Genomic DNA, 15,442 nt, shown 5'->3' with positions numbered 1-15,442 from the left:
TACCTCGATGCCCTGGAAGCCTTAGGTAAGGCATGCCATACTCGTTGATCGTGGCAGCCCGGTACCGTGTCTTCTCCGTCCGCGTGGCAGCCGTCACCGCGCTCACCCCGTCGTTCGTCCGGGTGACGCTGACCGGGGACGCGCTCGCGGACTTCTCCGCGGTGGGCCTCGACCAGCGGATCAAGATCGTGCTGCCCATCCCGGGGCACGGCTTCACCGACCTGCCCGACGGCGACGACTGGTACGGCGCGTGGCGTGCCCTGCCCGACGCCGAGCGGAACCCCCTGCGCACCTACACCGTCCGGTCCTTCCGGCCGGACGCCCGCGAGCTCGACATCGACTTCGTCGCGCACGGTGACACCGGTCCCGCCTCGCGCTGGGTCTCCTCGTGCCGGGTGGGCGACGAACTGCGCATCGTGGGGCCCGCCGTGCCGTCCTCGCCCGCCGAGCTGCCGAGCGGTGCCGCGGAGTTCGCACCGGGCAGCGCGACCCGCATCCTGCTCGCCGGCGACGAGACCGCAGCGCCGGCCATCTGCGCCATCCTCGAGGCCCTCGACGTCACCACCGTCGGCCACGTGTTCATCGAGGTCCCGACCGACGCCGACCGGCTGCCGGTGACCGCCCCCGCCGGGGTCGAGGTCCGCTGGATCGCCCGGAACGGCGCCTCGCACGGTGTCCGGATGACGGACCAGGTGCACGCGTGGGCGTCCGACGTCGTGACGGCGGGCGCCTGCACGGGCGACGTCGGCGCTGCTGCGCTCGAGGTCGCTGCGGTGGATCCGGGAGACGTCGACGTCGACCAGCACGTCCTCTGGGACGTCCCGGCACCCGTCGACGAGCGGCCCGTCTACGCGTGGATCGCGGGCGAGGCCGGATGCGTGAAGGACCTCCGTCGGCACCTGGTGCGGGGGGTCGGGCTCGCGCGGGAGCAGGTCGCGTTCATGGGCTACTGGCGGCACGGCAAGGCGGAGCACTGAACGGCGCGGCGCCGGCCCCCACGCGGGCAGCGGTGCCCACGACCGCACTCGGCGCGCGCGGGCTGACCCTGGCGTACGACGACCGGGTCGTGGTCTCCGCACTCGACGTGGACGTGCCCGACGGGGAGCTCACGGTCATCGTCGGGCCGAACGCCTGCGGCAAGTCGACGTTGCTGAAGTCGTTCGCGCGGACGCTGACGCCGAGCGCCGGGACCGTGTACCTCGACGGGGCGCCGATCGGGTCGTACCGTCCGAAGGCCGTCGCGCGGCGGGTCGGCATGCTGCCGCAGACGCCGATCGCCCCGGAGGGCATCACCGTCCGTGACCTCGTCTCCCGCGGTCGGTTCCCGCACCAGGACCTGTTGCACCCCTCGTCGGGTTCGGACCGGGCAGCGGTGCAGACGGCGCTCGAGCAGACCGACACCGTGTCGCTCGCCGACCGCAGCGTCGGGGAGCTCTCGGGCGGGCAGCGTCAGCGGGTGTGGATCGCGATGGTGCTCGCGCAGGAGACCGACATCGTCCTGCTCGACGAGCCGACGACGTTCCTCGACATCGCGCACCAGTACGACGTGCTCGAACTCGCCTCGGCACTGCACGCGTCCGGTCGGACCGTCGTCGCGGTGCTGCACGACCTCAACCAGGCGGCCCGGTACGCCACGCACCTCGTGGCGATGCGGGACGGTGCGATCGTCGCGGAGGGGACGCCGGCTTCGGTGCTCACCGCGGAGCTGGTCGAGGACGTCTTCGGTCTGCCGTGCGTGGTCGTCCCCGACCCCGAGACCGGCACGCCCCTCGTCGTGCCGCGGCGCCGCGCGGTCTGACGGCGCCTGCTGCCCGCCGTCCGTCTGCTTCCGGTCGCACGACGCGCCGCCCGCGGACGCTCGGGTCGCGCGACCCGCCGTGTCGCCGCTCGCCTCGCGGCGTGTCCTGCGACCGGAACCGTCGCGCGCGGGCACGGGGCCGTCGCGCGCGGGCGCGGAACGGGCGCGCGCGGGCACGGCGCGCCGGCCGTCGCGGGTCGGTCGTCGCTCACCGCCGGGCGAGGCCGGTCCGGGTCAGCGGTAGCCGCCGTCCTCCAGGCCGGCCTCGACCTCGAACCGGTTGCGGAGCGGATCCCGACCGGCCACGGCGTACAGCAGCGGCATGAGGATGCCGTACCGCCGCCACTGCGCGACGTGCACCCGCTCGTGGCGCAGGACCCGTCGCCCGTCGTTGTCGCGGGTCAGGTAGACCGATCCGATGCACGTGCCGCCGCGCCGGAAGACCCAGCGCGGCAGCCCCGTGCAGATCACCAACCCGCCCTCGACGCGGATCCGGCCGGTCGAGAGCGGGACCCCGACGGCGAGCCCGACGGCGGTGGCGAACAACCAGCCCGCTCGGGAGACGGGGGAGTCGAGGAACGGGTTCGCCACCCCTACTCCGGGCGGCCGTAGGTCTCGAGCAGGCGCAGCCAGATCTCGTTCATCGTCGGGTACGCGGGCACCGCGTGCCAGAGCCGGTCGACCGGGACCTCGCCGACGACGGCGATCGTCGCGGCGTGGAGCATCTCGGCGACGTCCTGCCCCACGAAGGTCACACCGACGACGACACCGCGGTCCTCGTCCACGACCATCTTCGCGCGACCGGTGTACCCGTCGGCCTGCAGCGCGGACCCGGCGACCGCGCCGAGGTCGTACTCGACCGCGCGGACGTCGATCCCCTGCTCACGCGCGGCGGCCTCCGTGAGACCGATGCTCGCGACCTCCGGATCGGTGAAGGTGACCTGCGGGACGGCCGCGTGGTCGGCGGTGGCGACGTGCGCGCCCCACGGCTCGGCGTGCACGGGGCGGCCCTGGTGCCGTGCGGCGATCGCCTCGCCGGCGGCACGCGCCTGGTACTTGCCCTGGTGGGTGAGCAGCGCGCGGTGGTTGACGTCGCCGACGGCGTAGAGCCAGTCGGTGCCCTGCACGAGCATCGTGTCGTCGACCTGCAGCCAGTCGCCCGCGGTCAGGCCGACCGACTCGAGACCGAGGTCCGCCGTGTGCGGCTTGCGGCCGGTCGCGGCGAGGACCTCGCTCGTGACGACCGTCGTGCCGTCGTCGAGCGTCGTGGTGACCAGGCCGTGCTCGTCACGGTCGACGCGGGTCGGGTTGACGCCCGTGCGCACGTCGATGCCGAGCTCGCGCATCGCGTCGGCGACCAGCTCACCCGCGAACGGTTCCATGCCGCCGAGCAGCCCGTGCCGGGCGACGAGGGTGACCTTGGCGCCGAGCGACGCCCACGCGGTCGCGAGCTCGGAGCCCGCGACGCCGCCGCCGATCACGAGCAGGCTCTCCGGGACCTCCTGCGCACTGGTGCCCTCCCGCGTGCCCCACGGCTTCGCCTCGGCGAGCCCGGGCACGTCCGGCAGCGCGTGGAGCGACCCGGTGACGACCGCGACGGCGGCCTTCGCGGTGTGCGTCTCGCCGCCCACCTCGATGGTCTTCTCGCCGGTGATGCGGGCGTGCCCGCGGATGAGGGCGATGCCGGCGGAATCCAGCCACGCCACCTGGCTGTCGTCCTGGTAGTCCGAGGTGAACGAGTTGCGGCGGGCGAGGACCTTCGCGGCGTCCACGTGACCGGTGACCGCCTGCGCAGCGCCGTCGACCCGCTTCGCTGCGGCGACCGCGTGTCCGCTGCGGAGCAGGGCCTTCGACGGCATGCACGCCCAGTAGGAGCACTCGCCGCCGACCAGCTCGGCCTCGACGACGGCGACCGACAGGCCGCGCTTGTGGGCGTAGTCCGCCACGTTCTCGCCGACAGCGCCGGCTCCGATCACGATGAGGTCGTAGTCCGTCATGCCCTCGAACCTACGCGCGGCGGCGGAGGACCGGCCGGGTGCGGCGCGTGTTCCCGGACGGGCGCTGCGGCACGACGGACGGGAGGCGCGGGTCCGTCCCGTCGGGCTGCGCGCGACCCCGACGGACTGCGCGCGACGCCGACGGGCTGCGCGCGAACCGGTCGGGCTGCGCGCGACGCCGTCGGGCGGCGTGACGCCGACGGGCTGCGCGCGACCCCGTCGTCAGACCGCGCGCGACGCCGTCGTGAGCGCGCCGACCGCGCGGAGGATCACGCCGAGGTCGTCCACCGCCCGTTCCGGGTCCACCGGTGCGAACCCCGTCAGCGCAGCGCCCACGAGCCGCCGACCGCGGGCAGCCGCCTGGATCCGCTCGACCAGGCCGGAGGCGTCGAGGCCGAACGGTACCGGCTCGAGCAGCCCGTCGACCTCGGCCGGGTCGAGGACGTCGAGGTCGACGTGCACGAAGACCGCCTCGGCGCCGGTGGCGTCGACGGCGGCGGCGACGGCGTCGGGGGTCGCCGCGTCGACGTCGAGGTGCGTGATGCCCACGCGGTCGAGGGCCGCGAGCTCGGCGTCGTCGGTCCCGCGGATGCCGGCGAGCACGACGGCGGCGGGGTCGATCGTCGGCAGGTCCGGGAAGAGCTCGTCGGGCCGGTCGACCAGCAGCCGGAGCACGGCGGTCTCGGCCGCCACCGGCTGCGCGCGGTTCAGTGACCGGTAGCCGCTCGACCCGGCCAAGCGCACGAAGGCGGTGCCCGGGCGCACGAGCACGGTCGCGCCGAGGACGCTCGACCCGTCGCCGCCGACCACCAGGACGGGATCGCTCGCGACCCCTGCCTCCTCCGCGACGCGCTCGGCGACGGCGCGGATCGACGTGTACCGCGCGACCGCGGTCTCGAGCCGGTCGCCGGCGCCAGCGGGCACGTCGACGACGGTGGTGACGGCGCGGGGGAGATCGGCCGCGATGGCCTGGGCACCGTCGCCGAGGCGCATCGCGCGCGACGACGCCGAACCCTGCCACTGACCGACGACGAGGAACTGCATCGCCTCAGTCTGTCAGCACGGCCCGGCGTCGTCCGGGGAACCGCGTCAGATCGACGCGGACCCGCCGTTCTTCATCGCGGCGAGACGGGCCTCGACCTCGGCGTCGCGGCCGACGTCGTCGAGGCTCTCGAACTGCGCGTCGAGGCTCGACGCCTGCAGTTCCTGCTGTCCGAGCACCTTCGCCTCCTCGCGACGGACCTTCTCCTCGAAGCGGTTGAGGTCGCTCGTCGGGTCGGTGATGTCGATGTTGCCGATCGCGTCGTTGACCTTCGACTGGGCCTCGGCGGTCTTCTGCCGCGCGACGAGCGAGTCGCGCTTGGCCTTGAGCTGCTCGAGCTTCTGCTCCATGCCGGCGAGACCCGACTTGAGCTTCTCGACCTGCTCGTTCTGCGTCGCCAGCGGGCCCTCGTTGTCCTTGACCTCCTGCTCCGCGGCGATCTGCTTGCCGATCGCGATCTTCGCGAGGTTGTCGAACTTGTCCGCGTCGGCGGTCTTGCCCTCGGCGCGGTACTTGTCGGCCGCAGCGGAGGCGTTCGCGGCCTTCTGCCCCCACTCGGTCGCGGCGCGCTTGTCCTCCTCGTGGTCCTGCTCGAGCAGGCGCAGGTTGCCGATCGTCTGCGCGATGGCGGTCTTGGCGTCCGCGATGTTGTTCGTGTAGTCGCGCACGAGCTGGTCCAGCATCTTCTGCGGGTCCTCGGCGTCGTCGATGAGCTGGTTCACGTTCGCCCGGATGAGCGAGGAGATCCGGCCGAAGATGGTCTGCTTTGCCATTGCTTTCCCTTTCGTGGAAGGTCTGTCGTCCTGCTGCTGGTCTGTGTCGTCGGTCAGAACCGGCCGCCGCCGGAGAAGCCGCCCCCGCCGCCGAAGCTGCCACCGCGGCCGCCGAGCAGACCGCCCAGCACGAGACCGGTCACCAGGCCACCGAGCTGTGCGCCGTTCCCGCCGCCGCCCTGACCGGGCCACCCGCCCATGTCGTCGTTCGCCGCGTCCATCGCGGCTGCGGCGTACTGCTCGGCGGACCGCGCGGCCTGTACCGCGCGGGCCGGGTCGCTCGTGGCGAGGTCGACTGCGTCGTCGAGAGCGCGCTCGGCCTCCGACAACCGGGTCCTGGCGGTCGGGCCGACGGCACCTCGGCGGAGCGAGATGAAGTCCCGTGCCTGGCTGATGCGCGCACGGGCGTCCCGCAGCGCGGCGTCGAGGGCCCGTCGAGCACGCTGCTGCTGTTCCTGGGCGCCGCGGGCGGCGGCGAGGGCTGCGTCGATGTCGGTGTTCGCCCCGGTGAGCGCATCGACCGCGGCGATCGGGTCACGCGGGTCGACGCCCTGTCGCAGGACGGCCTCCGCCCGGGTGACGGCCGAGGCGAGGGCGGGATCGCCCGAGCGCATGGTCCGCGCTGCGGCGACGTCGCCCTCGATGTCGACGCGCATCGCTCCGGCCCGGGCCGCGGCCTCGGAGAACGCCCGCTCCGCGCCGGTCGCACTCGCGGTGAGCTGCTGGACCTGGGCGAGCGCGTGCTGGGCGTCGCGCACCGCGATGACCGCCTCGCCCTTGTCGCCGGCGGCGATCGCCGCGGTGGCGGCCTGTGACCGCTCGGTCGCGTAGCCGAGCACCCGCTCCGCCTGGTCGACGTTGTCGGCGACCGTCGCGAGCGTCCGCCCGCCGTAGGTCCCGCGGACGCGCTCGACGGAACGACGGGCGGCGTCGAGCTCGATCGGCGCTGCGGCGACAGCGGACGCGAGCGCGGCCGCGGCGTCCTCGACGCCGTCCTCGAGCGAGCGCAGGCGGTCGAACGCCTCGGTCTGCTGGTCGATGGCCGCGTGCGCCTGCTCGCAGATGGCGATGATCTGGTTCGCCCACTGCGCACGCTGCTGCGGGCTGTCCGGGACCTCGTCGTCGAGCTGCTGCTGGTACGAGAACGCCTGGCGCACGTTCTTCTTGGCGGCGGCCACGGCCTCGGCGAAGGGCCTCGCGGCGTCCTCACCGAACTGGGCGGTGGCGAACCCGACCTCCTGCTCAGCGGTCCGGAGCTCGTCGTCGATGGTGACGAGGGCTGCGCCGGCCCTGCGTTCGAGCCCCGCCAACGAGGCCTCCTGCGCCCGGGTGGCCTCGGCCGTCCTGCGCTTGTTGCGCGTGCGGACGACGAGCACGACGACCACGAGCCCGACGACGACCACGAGGAGCAGCACCCACAGCCACGTGAGGTTCGGCGGTGCCTGGGTGTCGACGAGGCCGTCAGCGAACGCGACCGCGGCGCCGGCCCAGTCGCCGTTCCGGAGCTGCGGCACCGCGTCCTGCTGGTAGGCCGACTCGACGTCGCTGCTCGACAGCGTGGTCTCGTTCGTCTGCTGGATGTCGGCGACCCGGTCGTCGACCGCGACGGAGAGCACGATGCTGTCCGCGTCGATCTGGTTGCGCTCCATGAGCGCGTCGCCCCACGCGGTGTGGTCGCTGGGGTTGGTGAAGGTGGGCACGTACACGACGAAGAGCTGCGTCTGCGTCTCGTCGTAGAGGTCCTGGACCGCCCGCTCGACCTCGCTCCGCTGGCTGCTCGTGAGCGCCCCGGCCTCGTCGACGACGTACGCGCCACCGAGGTCGACCGGATCGGTCGCACGTGCGCCCGTGGCCGGGGCGAGCACCAACCCGGCGGCGAGGAGCAGCGCGGCGGAGCGACCGGCGAGTCGGGCACCGCGGCCGTCGGGGGAGGGACGCGTCCGCCGCCGTGGCCGTCGGAGCACCCGACGGGCCACCCGGTCGTCCGTGCTCGATCCGTCGTGGACCGCTCGCATCCGTCCTCCATCCGTCGAGGGAGCCCTCACGATGCCCCACGGCACCCGGACGGGCACCCTCGTGGAGATGCTATCCAGACCACGCACAGAGCGGGTGGATACGTGAAGAACCCCAGGCGACGGGCGTCGTCTGACGGACTTGTACCCCGAACCGGGGTATGGTGGTGGTCATCGTTCGACGACGAACGGAAGGGGAGAGCGATGGAGCGTACGACGAGCACAGAGGTCGTCCCACTGGAGGACGGGTACCACCGCGTCTCGACGCCGGCGAGCGGCGTCATCGGGTTCGTCCGAGAGCAGGACGGCCGGTACGAGGTCCTCCGTGGGCGGGTCCGGCAGGCCACGCGGTCCGAGGGGGCCTACAGCACGATGAACGTCGCGCTCATCGCCCTCACGCACGCCTGACACCGAGGGAGCCGACGGACCGCGGGTCGGTCGGGGGGCGCCGGCCCCGCTGTGCTCGCGGCCGGAGGGCTCCCCGTCGTGGTCGAGGACCGGGTCAGCGCACCGGGCGGGTGAGCACGTCGGCTCCGTCCTCGGTGATCGCGATCGTGTGCTCCGTGTGTGCCGTGCGCGATCCCGTGGCGCTGCGGAGCGTCCATCCGTCCGGGTCGGTGACGAGTTCGTCGGTGTCCGCCATGACCCAGGGCTCGAGTGCGAGCAGCAGCCCCGGCCGCAGGGTGTAGCCCCGCCCCGGCCGACCGGTGTTCGCCACGTGCGGGTCCTGGTGCATCGTCGACCCGATGCCGTGTCCGCCGAACTCCGTGTTCACCCGGTACCCCGCGGCGCTGAGCACGCCGCCGATCGCGTGCGACAGGTCCCCGGTGCGGGCTCCCGGACGAGCGGCGGCGATGCCCGCGTCCAGGGCGCGCTCGGTGGCCTCGATCAGGGCCGTGTCGGCCGGGTCGGCCGTGCCGACGACGAAGCTGATCGCGGCGTCCGCCGCGACGCCGTCGAGCGTCACGGCGAGGTCGAGGGTGAGCAGGTCCCCGTCGTCGAGCACGCGGTCGTGCGGGAGGCCGTGCAGCACGGCGTCGTTCACCGCGGTGCAGACGTGGTGGCCGAACGGGCCACGACCGAACGACGGCGCGTAGTCGACGTAGCAGGACCCGGCGCCGGCGTCCTCGATCATGGACCGCGCCCACCGGTCGATGTCCAACAGGTTCGTGCCGACGGCCGTGCGTTCGCGGAGCGTCTGCAGGATGGTGCCGACGAGCGCACCGGTCCGGCGTGCGCGGTCGACCTCGGTGGGGGAGAGGATCTCGATCACGGGATGATCGTACCGGTATTGTCCGGCCGGTACTAGCATCGGGTCCATGGTCCGTCTCCCGCTCAGCCCGGACGAGCTCGAACGCGGTCGTCGACTCGGCGCGCTGCTGCGTCGTGCTCGCGGCGACCGCTCGATGCTCGAGGTCGCCATCGCGGCGGGTGTCTCACCGGAGACCCTGCGGAAGATCGAGACCGGCAGGATCGCCACGCCGTCCTTCGCGACGATCGCCGCGGTCGCGGGGGTCGTCGGGCTATCCCTCGACGCCCTGTGGGCCGAGGTGCACCCGACCGCGGTCACCGGGGACAGCCGGGTCGGAGCCGCCCGGTCCTAGCCCGCGCCGTCGGCGGGGAGCGCGGGTACGCCGGGTTCGTCGATCCACGGCCCCGTGACCTGCCGCACGGCGAGCACGGGGACCCCGGCTGCGCTCGCGAACGCCTCGTGCACGTCCGCCGCCGCGACGGAACCGTGCCGGTGCTCGGCCGTGATCGTGCGGAGCCCGCTCGTGAACGCCGCGTCGCCGAAGGTCCGACGCACGGCGTGCAGGGCGAGGGCGCCGCGCTTGTACACCCGGTCGTCGAACATGTCGGCGGCTCCTGGGTCGGCGACCACGAGGTCCTGCGGCCCGGCGAGCAGACCCTGTCGGTGGTGCTCGGCGAGCGTGTCAGCCGTGTCCCCGCCGCGGTGCTCCGACCAGAGCCACTCGGCGTAGCAGGCGAAGCCCTCGTGCAGCCAGATGTCGCGCCAGCGCGCCGCGGTCACCGAGTTCCCCCACCACTGGTGCGCGAGTTCGTGCGCGATCAGCCGGTCGGTGCCGTGCTCGCCGTCGACGTGGTTCCGCCCGAAGACGGCCAGGCCGTGGGCCTCGAGCGGGATCTCGAGCTCGTCGTCCGTCACGACGACCCCGTACGACGAGAACGGGTACGGCCCGAAGACGTCCGCGTACAGGGCGAGCATGTCCGGCACCCGGCCGAAGTCCGTCCGCACGGCGGCGGTCAGGTCGGCCGGGTGGTGCACGGTCACGGTGGGGAGGCCCCCGCGGCTCGCGGACCCGGGGGAGCGGCGCAGCGTCGTGGTGCGGTACCGCCCGATCTGCACCGTCGCCAGGTACGTCGCCATCGGCTCGGTGACCGCGTAGGTCCAGGCCGTCCCCGCCCGTGCTCGTCCGCGCCCGAGCAGGTCGCCGTTCGCCACGACGTCGTAGTCGGACTCGGCGGTGATCTCGAACCGGTAGGTGGCCTTGTCGTCGGGCCGGTCGTTGCAGGGGAACCACGACGGAGCGCCGGTGGGCTGCGCTGCCACGATGACGCCGTCGGTCAGTTCCTCCCACCCGATCTGTCCCCAGGGGCTGCGCAGGGGGTGCGGAGCCCCGCGGTAGCGCACGTGCACGGTGAACTCGGCACCGGCGGCGACGGGCGCGGCCGGTGTGACCGTCAGCTTGTGCGTCGAGGTCGACACCTTCGCCGCGCGGGCGCCGTCGACGTCGACGCAGTCGACCCGCAGGCCGTGCAGGTCGAGCACGATCCGGTCGAGGGGCCCCACCGCGCGGCCGGTCACGGTCGCGGTGGCGTCGAGCCGGTTCGTGGCGACGCGGTAGCCGAGGCGGAGGTCGTAGTGCAGCGCGCTCCACCGCCGGTCGCCGCTGTGCGGGGTGTAGGGGTCGGCGTCGAGGTTCGGCTTCACGGTGTCGTCGAGTCTGCCACGGGGACGTCCTCGTCGGCCGCGACGGTGCGCTCCGCGACCGGGACGGGCGGGGCGGAGGGCCACGGCGCGATCGGGTTGCCCGCCCACTGCGTCCCGCCGGGCACCTGCTCGCCGCGCATCACCAGGGACGCCGGCCCCACGGTCGCGCCGGCACCGATCCCCGCGGCGGGCAGGGCGACGCTGTGCGGCCCCAGCGTGGCGCCGTCGTCGAGCAGGACGGTGTCGAGCTGCATCACCCGGTCGTGGAACAGGTGCGTCTGCACCACGGTCCCGCGGGCCACCGCCGCACCGTCGCCGATGGAGACGAGGTCCGCCTCCGGCAGCCAGTACGTCTCGATCCACGTGCCGCGGCCGATCCGGGCGCCGAGGCTCCTGAGCCAGGCGGCCAGTGCCGGTGTGCCGGTCGCCTGCTCGGCGAACCACGGCCGTGCGACGGTCTCGACGAAGGTGTCCTGCACCTCGTTGCGCCACACGAAGGACGACCACAGCGGGTGCTCGCGGGCGTGGATGCGGCCGACGAAGACCCACTTCGCGACGGTGGAGACGGCGGCGGCTACGGCTCCCGCGGCGATGAGGACGGGGCCGGCGAGGAGCACGGTCCAGCCGATGCCCACGGCGGACCACAGTGCGAGCAGGGCCCCGGCGACCCCGAAGGCGATGGCTGCCGACACCATCGGTGCGACCAGGCGCAGCACCTCCCAGCAGGCGCGGGCGACCTTGAGCCTGCGCGGCGGCCGGAACGTGCGCTCCTCGTCGAACTCGGTGGCGGCACGGCGCAGCCGGACCGGGGGCGACCCGAGCCAGGAGGACCCGCGCTTGGCCTTCTTCGGCACGGCGGAGAGCACCGCGACCAGGGCCTCGCGGGGGACCGAGCGCCCGGCGCCGGTCATGCCGGAGTTGCCGAGGAACGCGCGCCGACCGACCTTCGACCGGCCGATGCGCACGGAACCGCCGCCCAGCTCGTACGTCGCGACCATCGTGTCGTCCGCCAGGAAGGCACCGGACGCGATCTGCGTGAGCGAGGGGATGAGCAGCACGGTGGAGATCTCGGTGTCCCGGCCGACCCGCGCACCGAGGACGCGCAGCCACAGCGGGGTGACGAGCGACGCGTAGAGCGGGAAGAGCAGGGTCCGGGCAGCGTCGAGCACCCGTTCGGTGCACCAGGCCTGCCAGCCGGACCGGGATCGCACGGGGTGCCGCCCCTCGTGCAGCCCGAGGGCGAGCAGCCGGACGGCAGCGACCACGAGCGCGGCGTACACGAGCCCCGCGACGAGCGTGGCGAGCGGCACGGCCGCGAGCCCGCGCAGCACGGCCTCGCCGATCGTGCCCACCGGACCGACCAGCGCGACCGCGACCGCGAGCCCCGCGGCGACGCCCACGACCGGCAGAGCGGCGACGACGACCGAACCGACCCCGTACGCGACGAGCCAGCGGCGTGGGGCGGGGGGACGCGCCTCCCGGCCGTGACGCGCCGAGCCGACGCGTTCCGCAGGCGAACCCGCCCAGCGCTCCCCGCCGGGCACCCGTCCGGCCACGGCGGAGCCGGCCTCGATCTCGGCTCCCTCGCCGACGTGCGCGCCGGGCAGCAGGGTGGAGCGGCTGTGCACCACCGCGTCGGCGTCCACCGCGACGTGCCCGAGCCGGAACAGGTCGCCGTCGACCCAGTGTCCGGCGAGGTCGACCTCGGGCTCGATCGACGCGCGCTTGCCGACGGTGAGCATGCCCGTGACGGGCGGGAGGGTGTGCAGGTCGACGTCGCGCCCGACACGGGCGCCGAGCGCCCGTGCGTAGTAGCTGATCCACGGTGCACCGGCGGTCGAGGGGCCGTCGACGGCCTCGGCGATGCGCTCGGCGAGCCAGACGCGCACGTGCACCGAGCCACCCCGCGGGTGGTCGCCCGGACGGACGCCGACGAGCAGGAGCCGCGCGAGCAGGACGGTCACGGTCATCTTGCCGACCGGTGTGACGAAGAGCAGCAGGGCGGCGACGAGCGCCCACCACGGCAGGACCGGCACGACCGGCAGGGTCGTCGCGTGCAGGACCGCCGCCACGAGCGCCGTCCACGTCAGCACGCGCAGCCCGCGGAGCACCTGGACCGGCAGGCCGAGCAGGGTGAGCAGGAGCCCGGTCGTCGGCGGGACCGGGCGCACGGATCGGCGCGCGGCAGCGGCGGGTCCGGCGTCGTCCAGGGCTGCGGCCAGGGCACCGATGCGCGGGTGGTCGTAGACGTCGGCGACGGTCGTCGTCGGGAAGCGCTCGCGGATCGCGGACACGAGCTGCGCGGCGGTCAACGACCCGCCGCCGTGGGCGAAGAAGTCGTCGTCGACGCTCGTCACGGGAACCCCGAGGATCGCCGACCAGCGCTCGGCGATCCACGCCACGGTGTCGGGGAGCAGGGCGGCGTCGGTGGCGCCGGGCAGCGGCCAGGGGAGTGCGGCGCGGTCGACCTTGCCGGACGTCCTGGTGGGCAGGGAGTCGACCACCGCGAGGAGCGGCACGAGGGCGGCGGGCAGTTCCTCGCGCAGGCGGGCGTTCGCCGCGGCCGTGTCGATCGTCGCGCCGGCCGCGGGGGCGACGTACCCGACGAGCACCTGGTTGCCGGCCGGGGTGCGCTGCACGACGGCCGCGCCGCCGCCGACACCGTCGAGCCCCTGCAGGGCCGCGTCGACCTCGCCGAGCTCGATCCGGCGGCCGCCGAGCTTCACCTGGTCGTCGGCGCGGCCCTGGAAGACGAGCCCCTCGGGCTCGTAGCGGACGAGGTCGCCGCTCCGGTACGCCCGGTCCCAGCCGAGCTCCGGGAACGGCGCGTACTTCTCCGCGTCCTTCGCCGGGTCGAGGTACCGACCGAGGCCGACCCCGCCGATGACGAGCTCGCCGACCCCGCCCGGTGCGACCCGCCGACCCTGCTCGTCGACGACCGCCAGGTCCCACCCGTCGAGCGGCAGCCCGATGCGCACCGGCTGGCCGCCGTCCATCAGGGCGCCGCACGCGACGACGGTCGCCTCGGTCGGACCGTAGGTGTTCCAGAGCTCCCGGTCGCGCGACGCGATGCGGGCGGCCAGTTCGGGTGGGCACGCCTCGCCGCCGAAGATCACGAGCCGGACCTGCTCGAGGGCGTCGTCGGGCCACAGCGCCGCGAGGGTCGGCACGGTGGACACGACGGTGATCGTGTGCGCGATGAGCCACGGACCGAGGTCGACCCCGGTGCGGACCAGCGACCGCGGTGCGGGCACCAGGCACGCGCCGTGGCCCCAGGCGAGCCACATCTCCTCGCACGAGGCGTCGAACGCGACGCTCAGGCCGGCGAGCACGCGGTCCCCGGGGCCGATCGGGGCGTCCTGCAGGAACATCCGCGCTTCGGCGTCGACGAAGGCAGCCGCGGAGCGGTGGGTCACGGCGACGCCCTTGGGCACGCCGGTGGACCCGGACGTGAAGATCACCCAGGCGTCGTCCTCGACCGTCGGCGCCTCGGCGCGGGCGTCCGGGTCGACGACGGGAGCGGGCTCGGCGTCCGGGTCCCCACTCGTGCGCAGGACACCGCCGGCCCCGACCACGCCGACGACCCCGGCCTCGCCGAAGACCAGGGCGGCGCGTTCTCCCGGGTCGTCCGCGTCGACCGGGACGTAGGCGGCACCGGCCGCGAGGACCGCGAGGATCGCCAGGTACAGGTCGCGCCCGCCGGACGGGATGCGCACGCCGACCCGGTCGCCGCGTCGGACGCCGCGCGTGGCGAGGTCGTCGGCCTGCGTCCGGACGAGCCGCAGCAGCGATGCGTAGTCGATCGTGCCCGCCGGGTCCTCGAGCGCGAGGGCGTCCGGTGCGGCCGCCGCGGTCGCCTCGAGGACGTCGAGGAGGGTGCGCGGGGCGGGCGCGTGCTGGCCGCGGGCGAGTGCTGCCTGGGGGTCCGTGGTGCCGGTGCTCATCGGCGCGGATCATACTGACGCCGGGTGTCGTCCCCGAGAACACCGGGACGGGTGCTCGACACGGGGAACGCAAGAGCCCCGGCGATGGTCGCCGGGGCTCGCTGTGCCCCCAGGAGGATTCGAACCTCCGCCCCTGCCTCCGGAGGGCAGTGCTCTATCCCCTGAGCTATGGGGGCCCGTGGGTGACACCAACCGTAGCAGGTCCCGCGACCCGGTCCCGACAACGCGTGTCGCGGTGGTGTCGTGACGGCCCTCGGACGGGAGGCGCGGGTCGGGTCGGTGCCGTGCCTCCCGTCCGGCGGTTGGTCGGCTCAGCCCGCCGGCGTCGCCGACGCGGTCGGCTGCAGCACCGCGCGCACCGCGTCGACGACGGGCTGCGCTCCGCCCGGTTCCGTGTAGAGCGTCGACTCCGTCGTGATCCAGTACGGGTCGGGGAAGGCGTCGGCCCGGCCGACGCCGCCGTCCAGGGCGTAGTACCCCTCGACGCGGTAGGTCGGGACGGACCCACCGCGTTCGTAGAGGGCGTCCTTCAGGGTCGTGAGCGACTTCTCAGGCAGGTGCGCGACGGCGAGCGTGATCGTCGTCGACGGGTCGTCCGTGGCGACGAGGTGGCAGACGCGACCACGCTGACGCGCGATCGTCGCCGCAGGCGTGCCCTTCGCGGGCGCCCACGCCGTGTCCTGCTCGAAGGTCTTCCCGTAGACCGCGAGGGCGCTCGTGGGCAGCAGTTCGGCGCACGTCTGCCCCACGGCGGTGCCGATCGGGGTCGCGCTCGCGCTCGGGGCCGCGTCGCCGGGACCGCCCGTGCAGCCGGCCAGGGCGACGGACGCGGACACGGTGAGCAGGGCGAAGGTGATCGCCCGGGCACGGCTGCGGGTGGTCATCCCGACATGATGGTCCATCGGCCGGGAGGCACCTGGGCG

13 protein-coding genes and 1 tRNA gene are annotated in these 15,442 nt (G+C 74.2%); 4 read left to right on the top strand and 10 right to left on the bottom strand.

Going from position 1 to position 15,442, the window contains the following annotated elements:
• Positions 1–32: 32 nt before the first annotated feature.
• Positions 33–977, top strand: coding sequence for a siderophore-interacting protein (locus DEJ23_RS02415; protein WP_111238631.1), 945 nt, complete (start codon positions 33–35; stop codon positions 975–977).
• Positions 978–1,009: 32 nt separating this feature from the next.
• On the top strand, positions 1,010–1,798 hold the full coding sequence (locus DEJ23_RS02410; RefSeq protein ID WP_111238630.1) for an ABC transporter ATP-binding protein: 789 nt from the start codon (positions 1,010–1,012) through the stop codon (positions 1,796–1,798).
• 234 nt (positions 1,799–2,032) lie between these two features.
• Here DEJ23_RS02410 and DEJ23_RS02405 read toward each other — a convergent pair whose 3' ends face one another.
• The 5 genes from DEJ23_RS02405 to DEJ23_RS02385 form a co-directional block, all read right to left on the bottom strand.
• A complete protein-coding gene (locus DEJ23_RS02405; RefSeq protein ID WP_111238629.1) occupies positions 2,033–2,389 on the bottom strand; it encodes a Fe-S oxidoreductase in 357 nt (118 codons plus the stop codon).
• 2 nt (positions 2,390–2,391) lie between these two features.
• Positions 2,392–3,795 carry an NAD(P)/FAD-dependent oxidoreductase gene (locus DEJ23_RS02400; protein WP_111238628.1) on the bottom strand — a complete coding sequence of 468 codons (1,404 nt, stop codon included), beginning with the start codon at positions 3,793–3,795 and terminating at the stop codon, positions 2,392–2,394.
• Positions 3,796–4,017: 222 nt separating this feature from the next.
• The gene (locus DEJ23_RS02395) at positions 4,018–4,839 is read right to left on the bottom strand and encodes an arginase family protein (protein ID WP_111238627.1); all 822 of its coding nucleotides are present in this window, start codon (positions 4,837–4,839) and stop codon (positions 4,018–4,020) included.
• Positions 4,840–4,884: 45 nt separating this feature from the next.
• Positions 4,885–5,610, bottom strand: coding sequence for a PspA/IM30 family protein (locus DEJ23_RS02390; protein ID WP_111238626.1), 726 nt, complete (start codon positions 5,608–5,610; stop codon positions 4,885–4,887).
• A 53-nt stretch (positions 5,611–5,663) separates the two neighbouring features.
• Positions 5,664–7,625 carry a TPM domain-containing protein gene (locus DEJ23_RS02385; RefSeq protein ID WP_111238625.1) on the bottom strand — a complete coding sequence of 654 codons (1,962 nt, stop codon included), beginning with the start codon at positions 7,623–7,625 and terminating at the stop codon, positions 5,664–5,666.
• 201 nt (positions 7,626–7,826) lie between these two features.
• On the opposite strand from DEJ23_RS02385, the gene DEJ23_RS02380 reads away from it, so the two are divergent.
• A complete protein-coding gene (locus DEJ23_RS02380; protein ID WP_058729997.1) occupies positions 7,827–8,030 on the top strand; it encodes a hypothetical protein in 204 nt (67 codons plus the stop codon).
• A 94-nt stretch (positions 8,031–8,124) separates the two neighbouring features.
• Here DEJ23_RS02380 and map read toward each other — a convergent pair whose 3' ends face one another.
• The gene (gene map, locus DEJ23_RS02375) at positions 8,125–8,895 is read right to left on the bottom strand and encodes a type I methionyl aminopeptidase (RefSeq protein ID WP_111238624.1); all 771 of its coding nucleotides are present in this window, start codon (positions 8,893–8,895) and stop codon (positions 8,125–8,127) included.
• A gap of 46 nt (positions 8,896–8,941) precedes the next feature.
• On the opposite strand from map, the gene DEJ23_RS02370 reads away from it, so the two are divergent.
• Complete coding sequence (locus tag DEJ23_RS02370) at positions 8,942–9,226, top strand: helix-turn-helix domain-containing protein (RefSeq protein WP_111238623.1); 285 nt, start codon at positions 8,942–8,944, stop codon at positions 9,224–9,226.
• On the opposite strand, the gene DEJ23_RS02365 is transcribed toward DEJ23_RS02370, so the two are convergent.
• The 4 genes from DEJ23_RS02365 to DEJ23_RS02350 all read right to left on the bottom strand — a co-directional run bounded on the left by DEJ23_RS02365 (position 9,223) and on the right by DEJ23_RS02350 (position 15,403).
• Positions 9,223–10,575 (bottom strand): M1 family metallopeptidase, encoded by a 1,353-nt coding sequence (locus tag DEJ23_RS02365; RefSeq protein WP_111238748.1) that lies wholly within the window; start codon positions 10,573–10,575, stop codon positions 9,223–9,225. The genes DEJ23_RS02370 and DEJ23_RS02365 overlap by 4 nt on opposite strands.
• Entirely contained in the window at positions 10,572–14,519 is a 3,948-nt protein-coding gene (locus tag DEJ23_RS02360) for a Pls/PosA family non-ribosomal peptide synthetase (protein WP_111238622.1), read from the bottom strand. The genes DEJ23_RS02365 and DEJ23_RS02360 overlap by 4 nt, the downstream gene beginning before the upstream one ends.
• Before the next feature lie 104 nt (positions 14,520–14,623).
• Positions 14,624–14,695, bottom strand: a tRNA-Arg gene (locus DEJ23_RS02355).
• Between the two features lie 135 nt (positions 14,696–14,830).
• On the bottom strand, positions 14,831–15,403 hold the full coding sequence (locus DEJ23_RS02350) for a hypothetical protein (RefSeq protein ID WP_111238621.1): 573 nt from the start codon (positions 15,401–15,403) through the stop codon (positions 14,831–14,833).
• Positions 15,404–15,442 lie beyond the last annotated feature (39 nt).

Origin of the sequence: Curtobacterium sp. MCSS17_008 (assembly GCF_003234185.1) — a bacterium.
Lineage (GTDB): Bacteria > Actinomycetota > Actinomycetes > Actinomycetales > Microbacteriaceae > Curtobacterium.
Note: the sequence above shows the minus strand (reverse complement) of the source record. Positions and strands in the feature narration are given on the sequence as shown.

Bases quoted from the DNA above. Each gene is read 5' to 3' on its own strand.
- DEJ23_RS02415 (WP_111238631.1), top strand. From the start codon at position 33: ATGCCATACTCGTTGATCGTGGCAGCCCGGTACCGTGTCTTCTCCGTC.
- DEJ23_RS02400 (WP_111238628.1), bottom strand. From the start codon at position 3,795: ATGACGGACTACGACCTCATCGTGATCGGAGCCGGCGCTGTCGGCGAG.
- DEJ23_RS02395 (WP_111238627.1), bottom strand. From the start codon at position 4,839: ATGCAGTTCCTCGTCGTCGGTCAGTGGCAGGGTTCGGCGTCGTCGCGC.
- DEJ23_RS02390 (WP_111238626.1), bottom strand. From the start codon at position 5,610: ATGGCAAAGCAGACCATCTTCGGCCGGATCTCCTCGCTCATCCGGGCG.
- DEJ23_RS02385 (WP_111238625.1), bottom strand. From the start codon at position 7,625: ATGCGAGCGGTCCACGACGGATCGAGCACGGACGACCGGGTGGCCCGT.
- DEJ23_RS02380 (WP_058729997.1), top strand. From the start codon at position 7,827: ATGGAGCGTACGACGAGCACAGAGGTCGTCCCACTGGAGGACGGGTAC.
- DEJ23_RS02370 (WP_111238623.1), top strand. From the start codon at position 8,942: ATGGTCCGTCTCCCGCTCAGCCCGGACGAGCTCGAACGCGGTCGTCGA.
- DEJ23_RS02360 (WP_111238622.1), bottom strand. From the start codon at position 14,519: ATGAGCACCGGCACCACGGACCCCCAGGCAGCACTCGCCCGCGGCCAG.
- DEJ23_RS02350 (WP_111238621.1), bottom strand. From the start codon at position 15,403: ATGACCACCCGCAGCCGTGCCCGGGCGATCACCTTCGCCCTGCTCACC.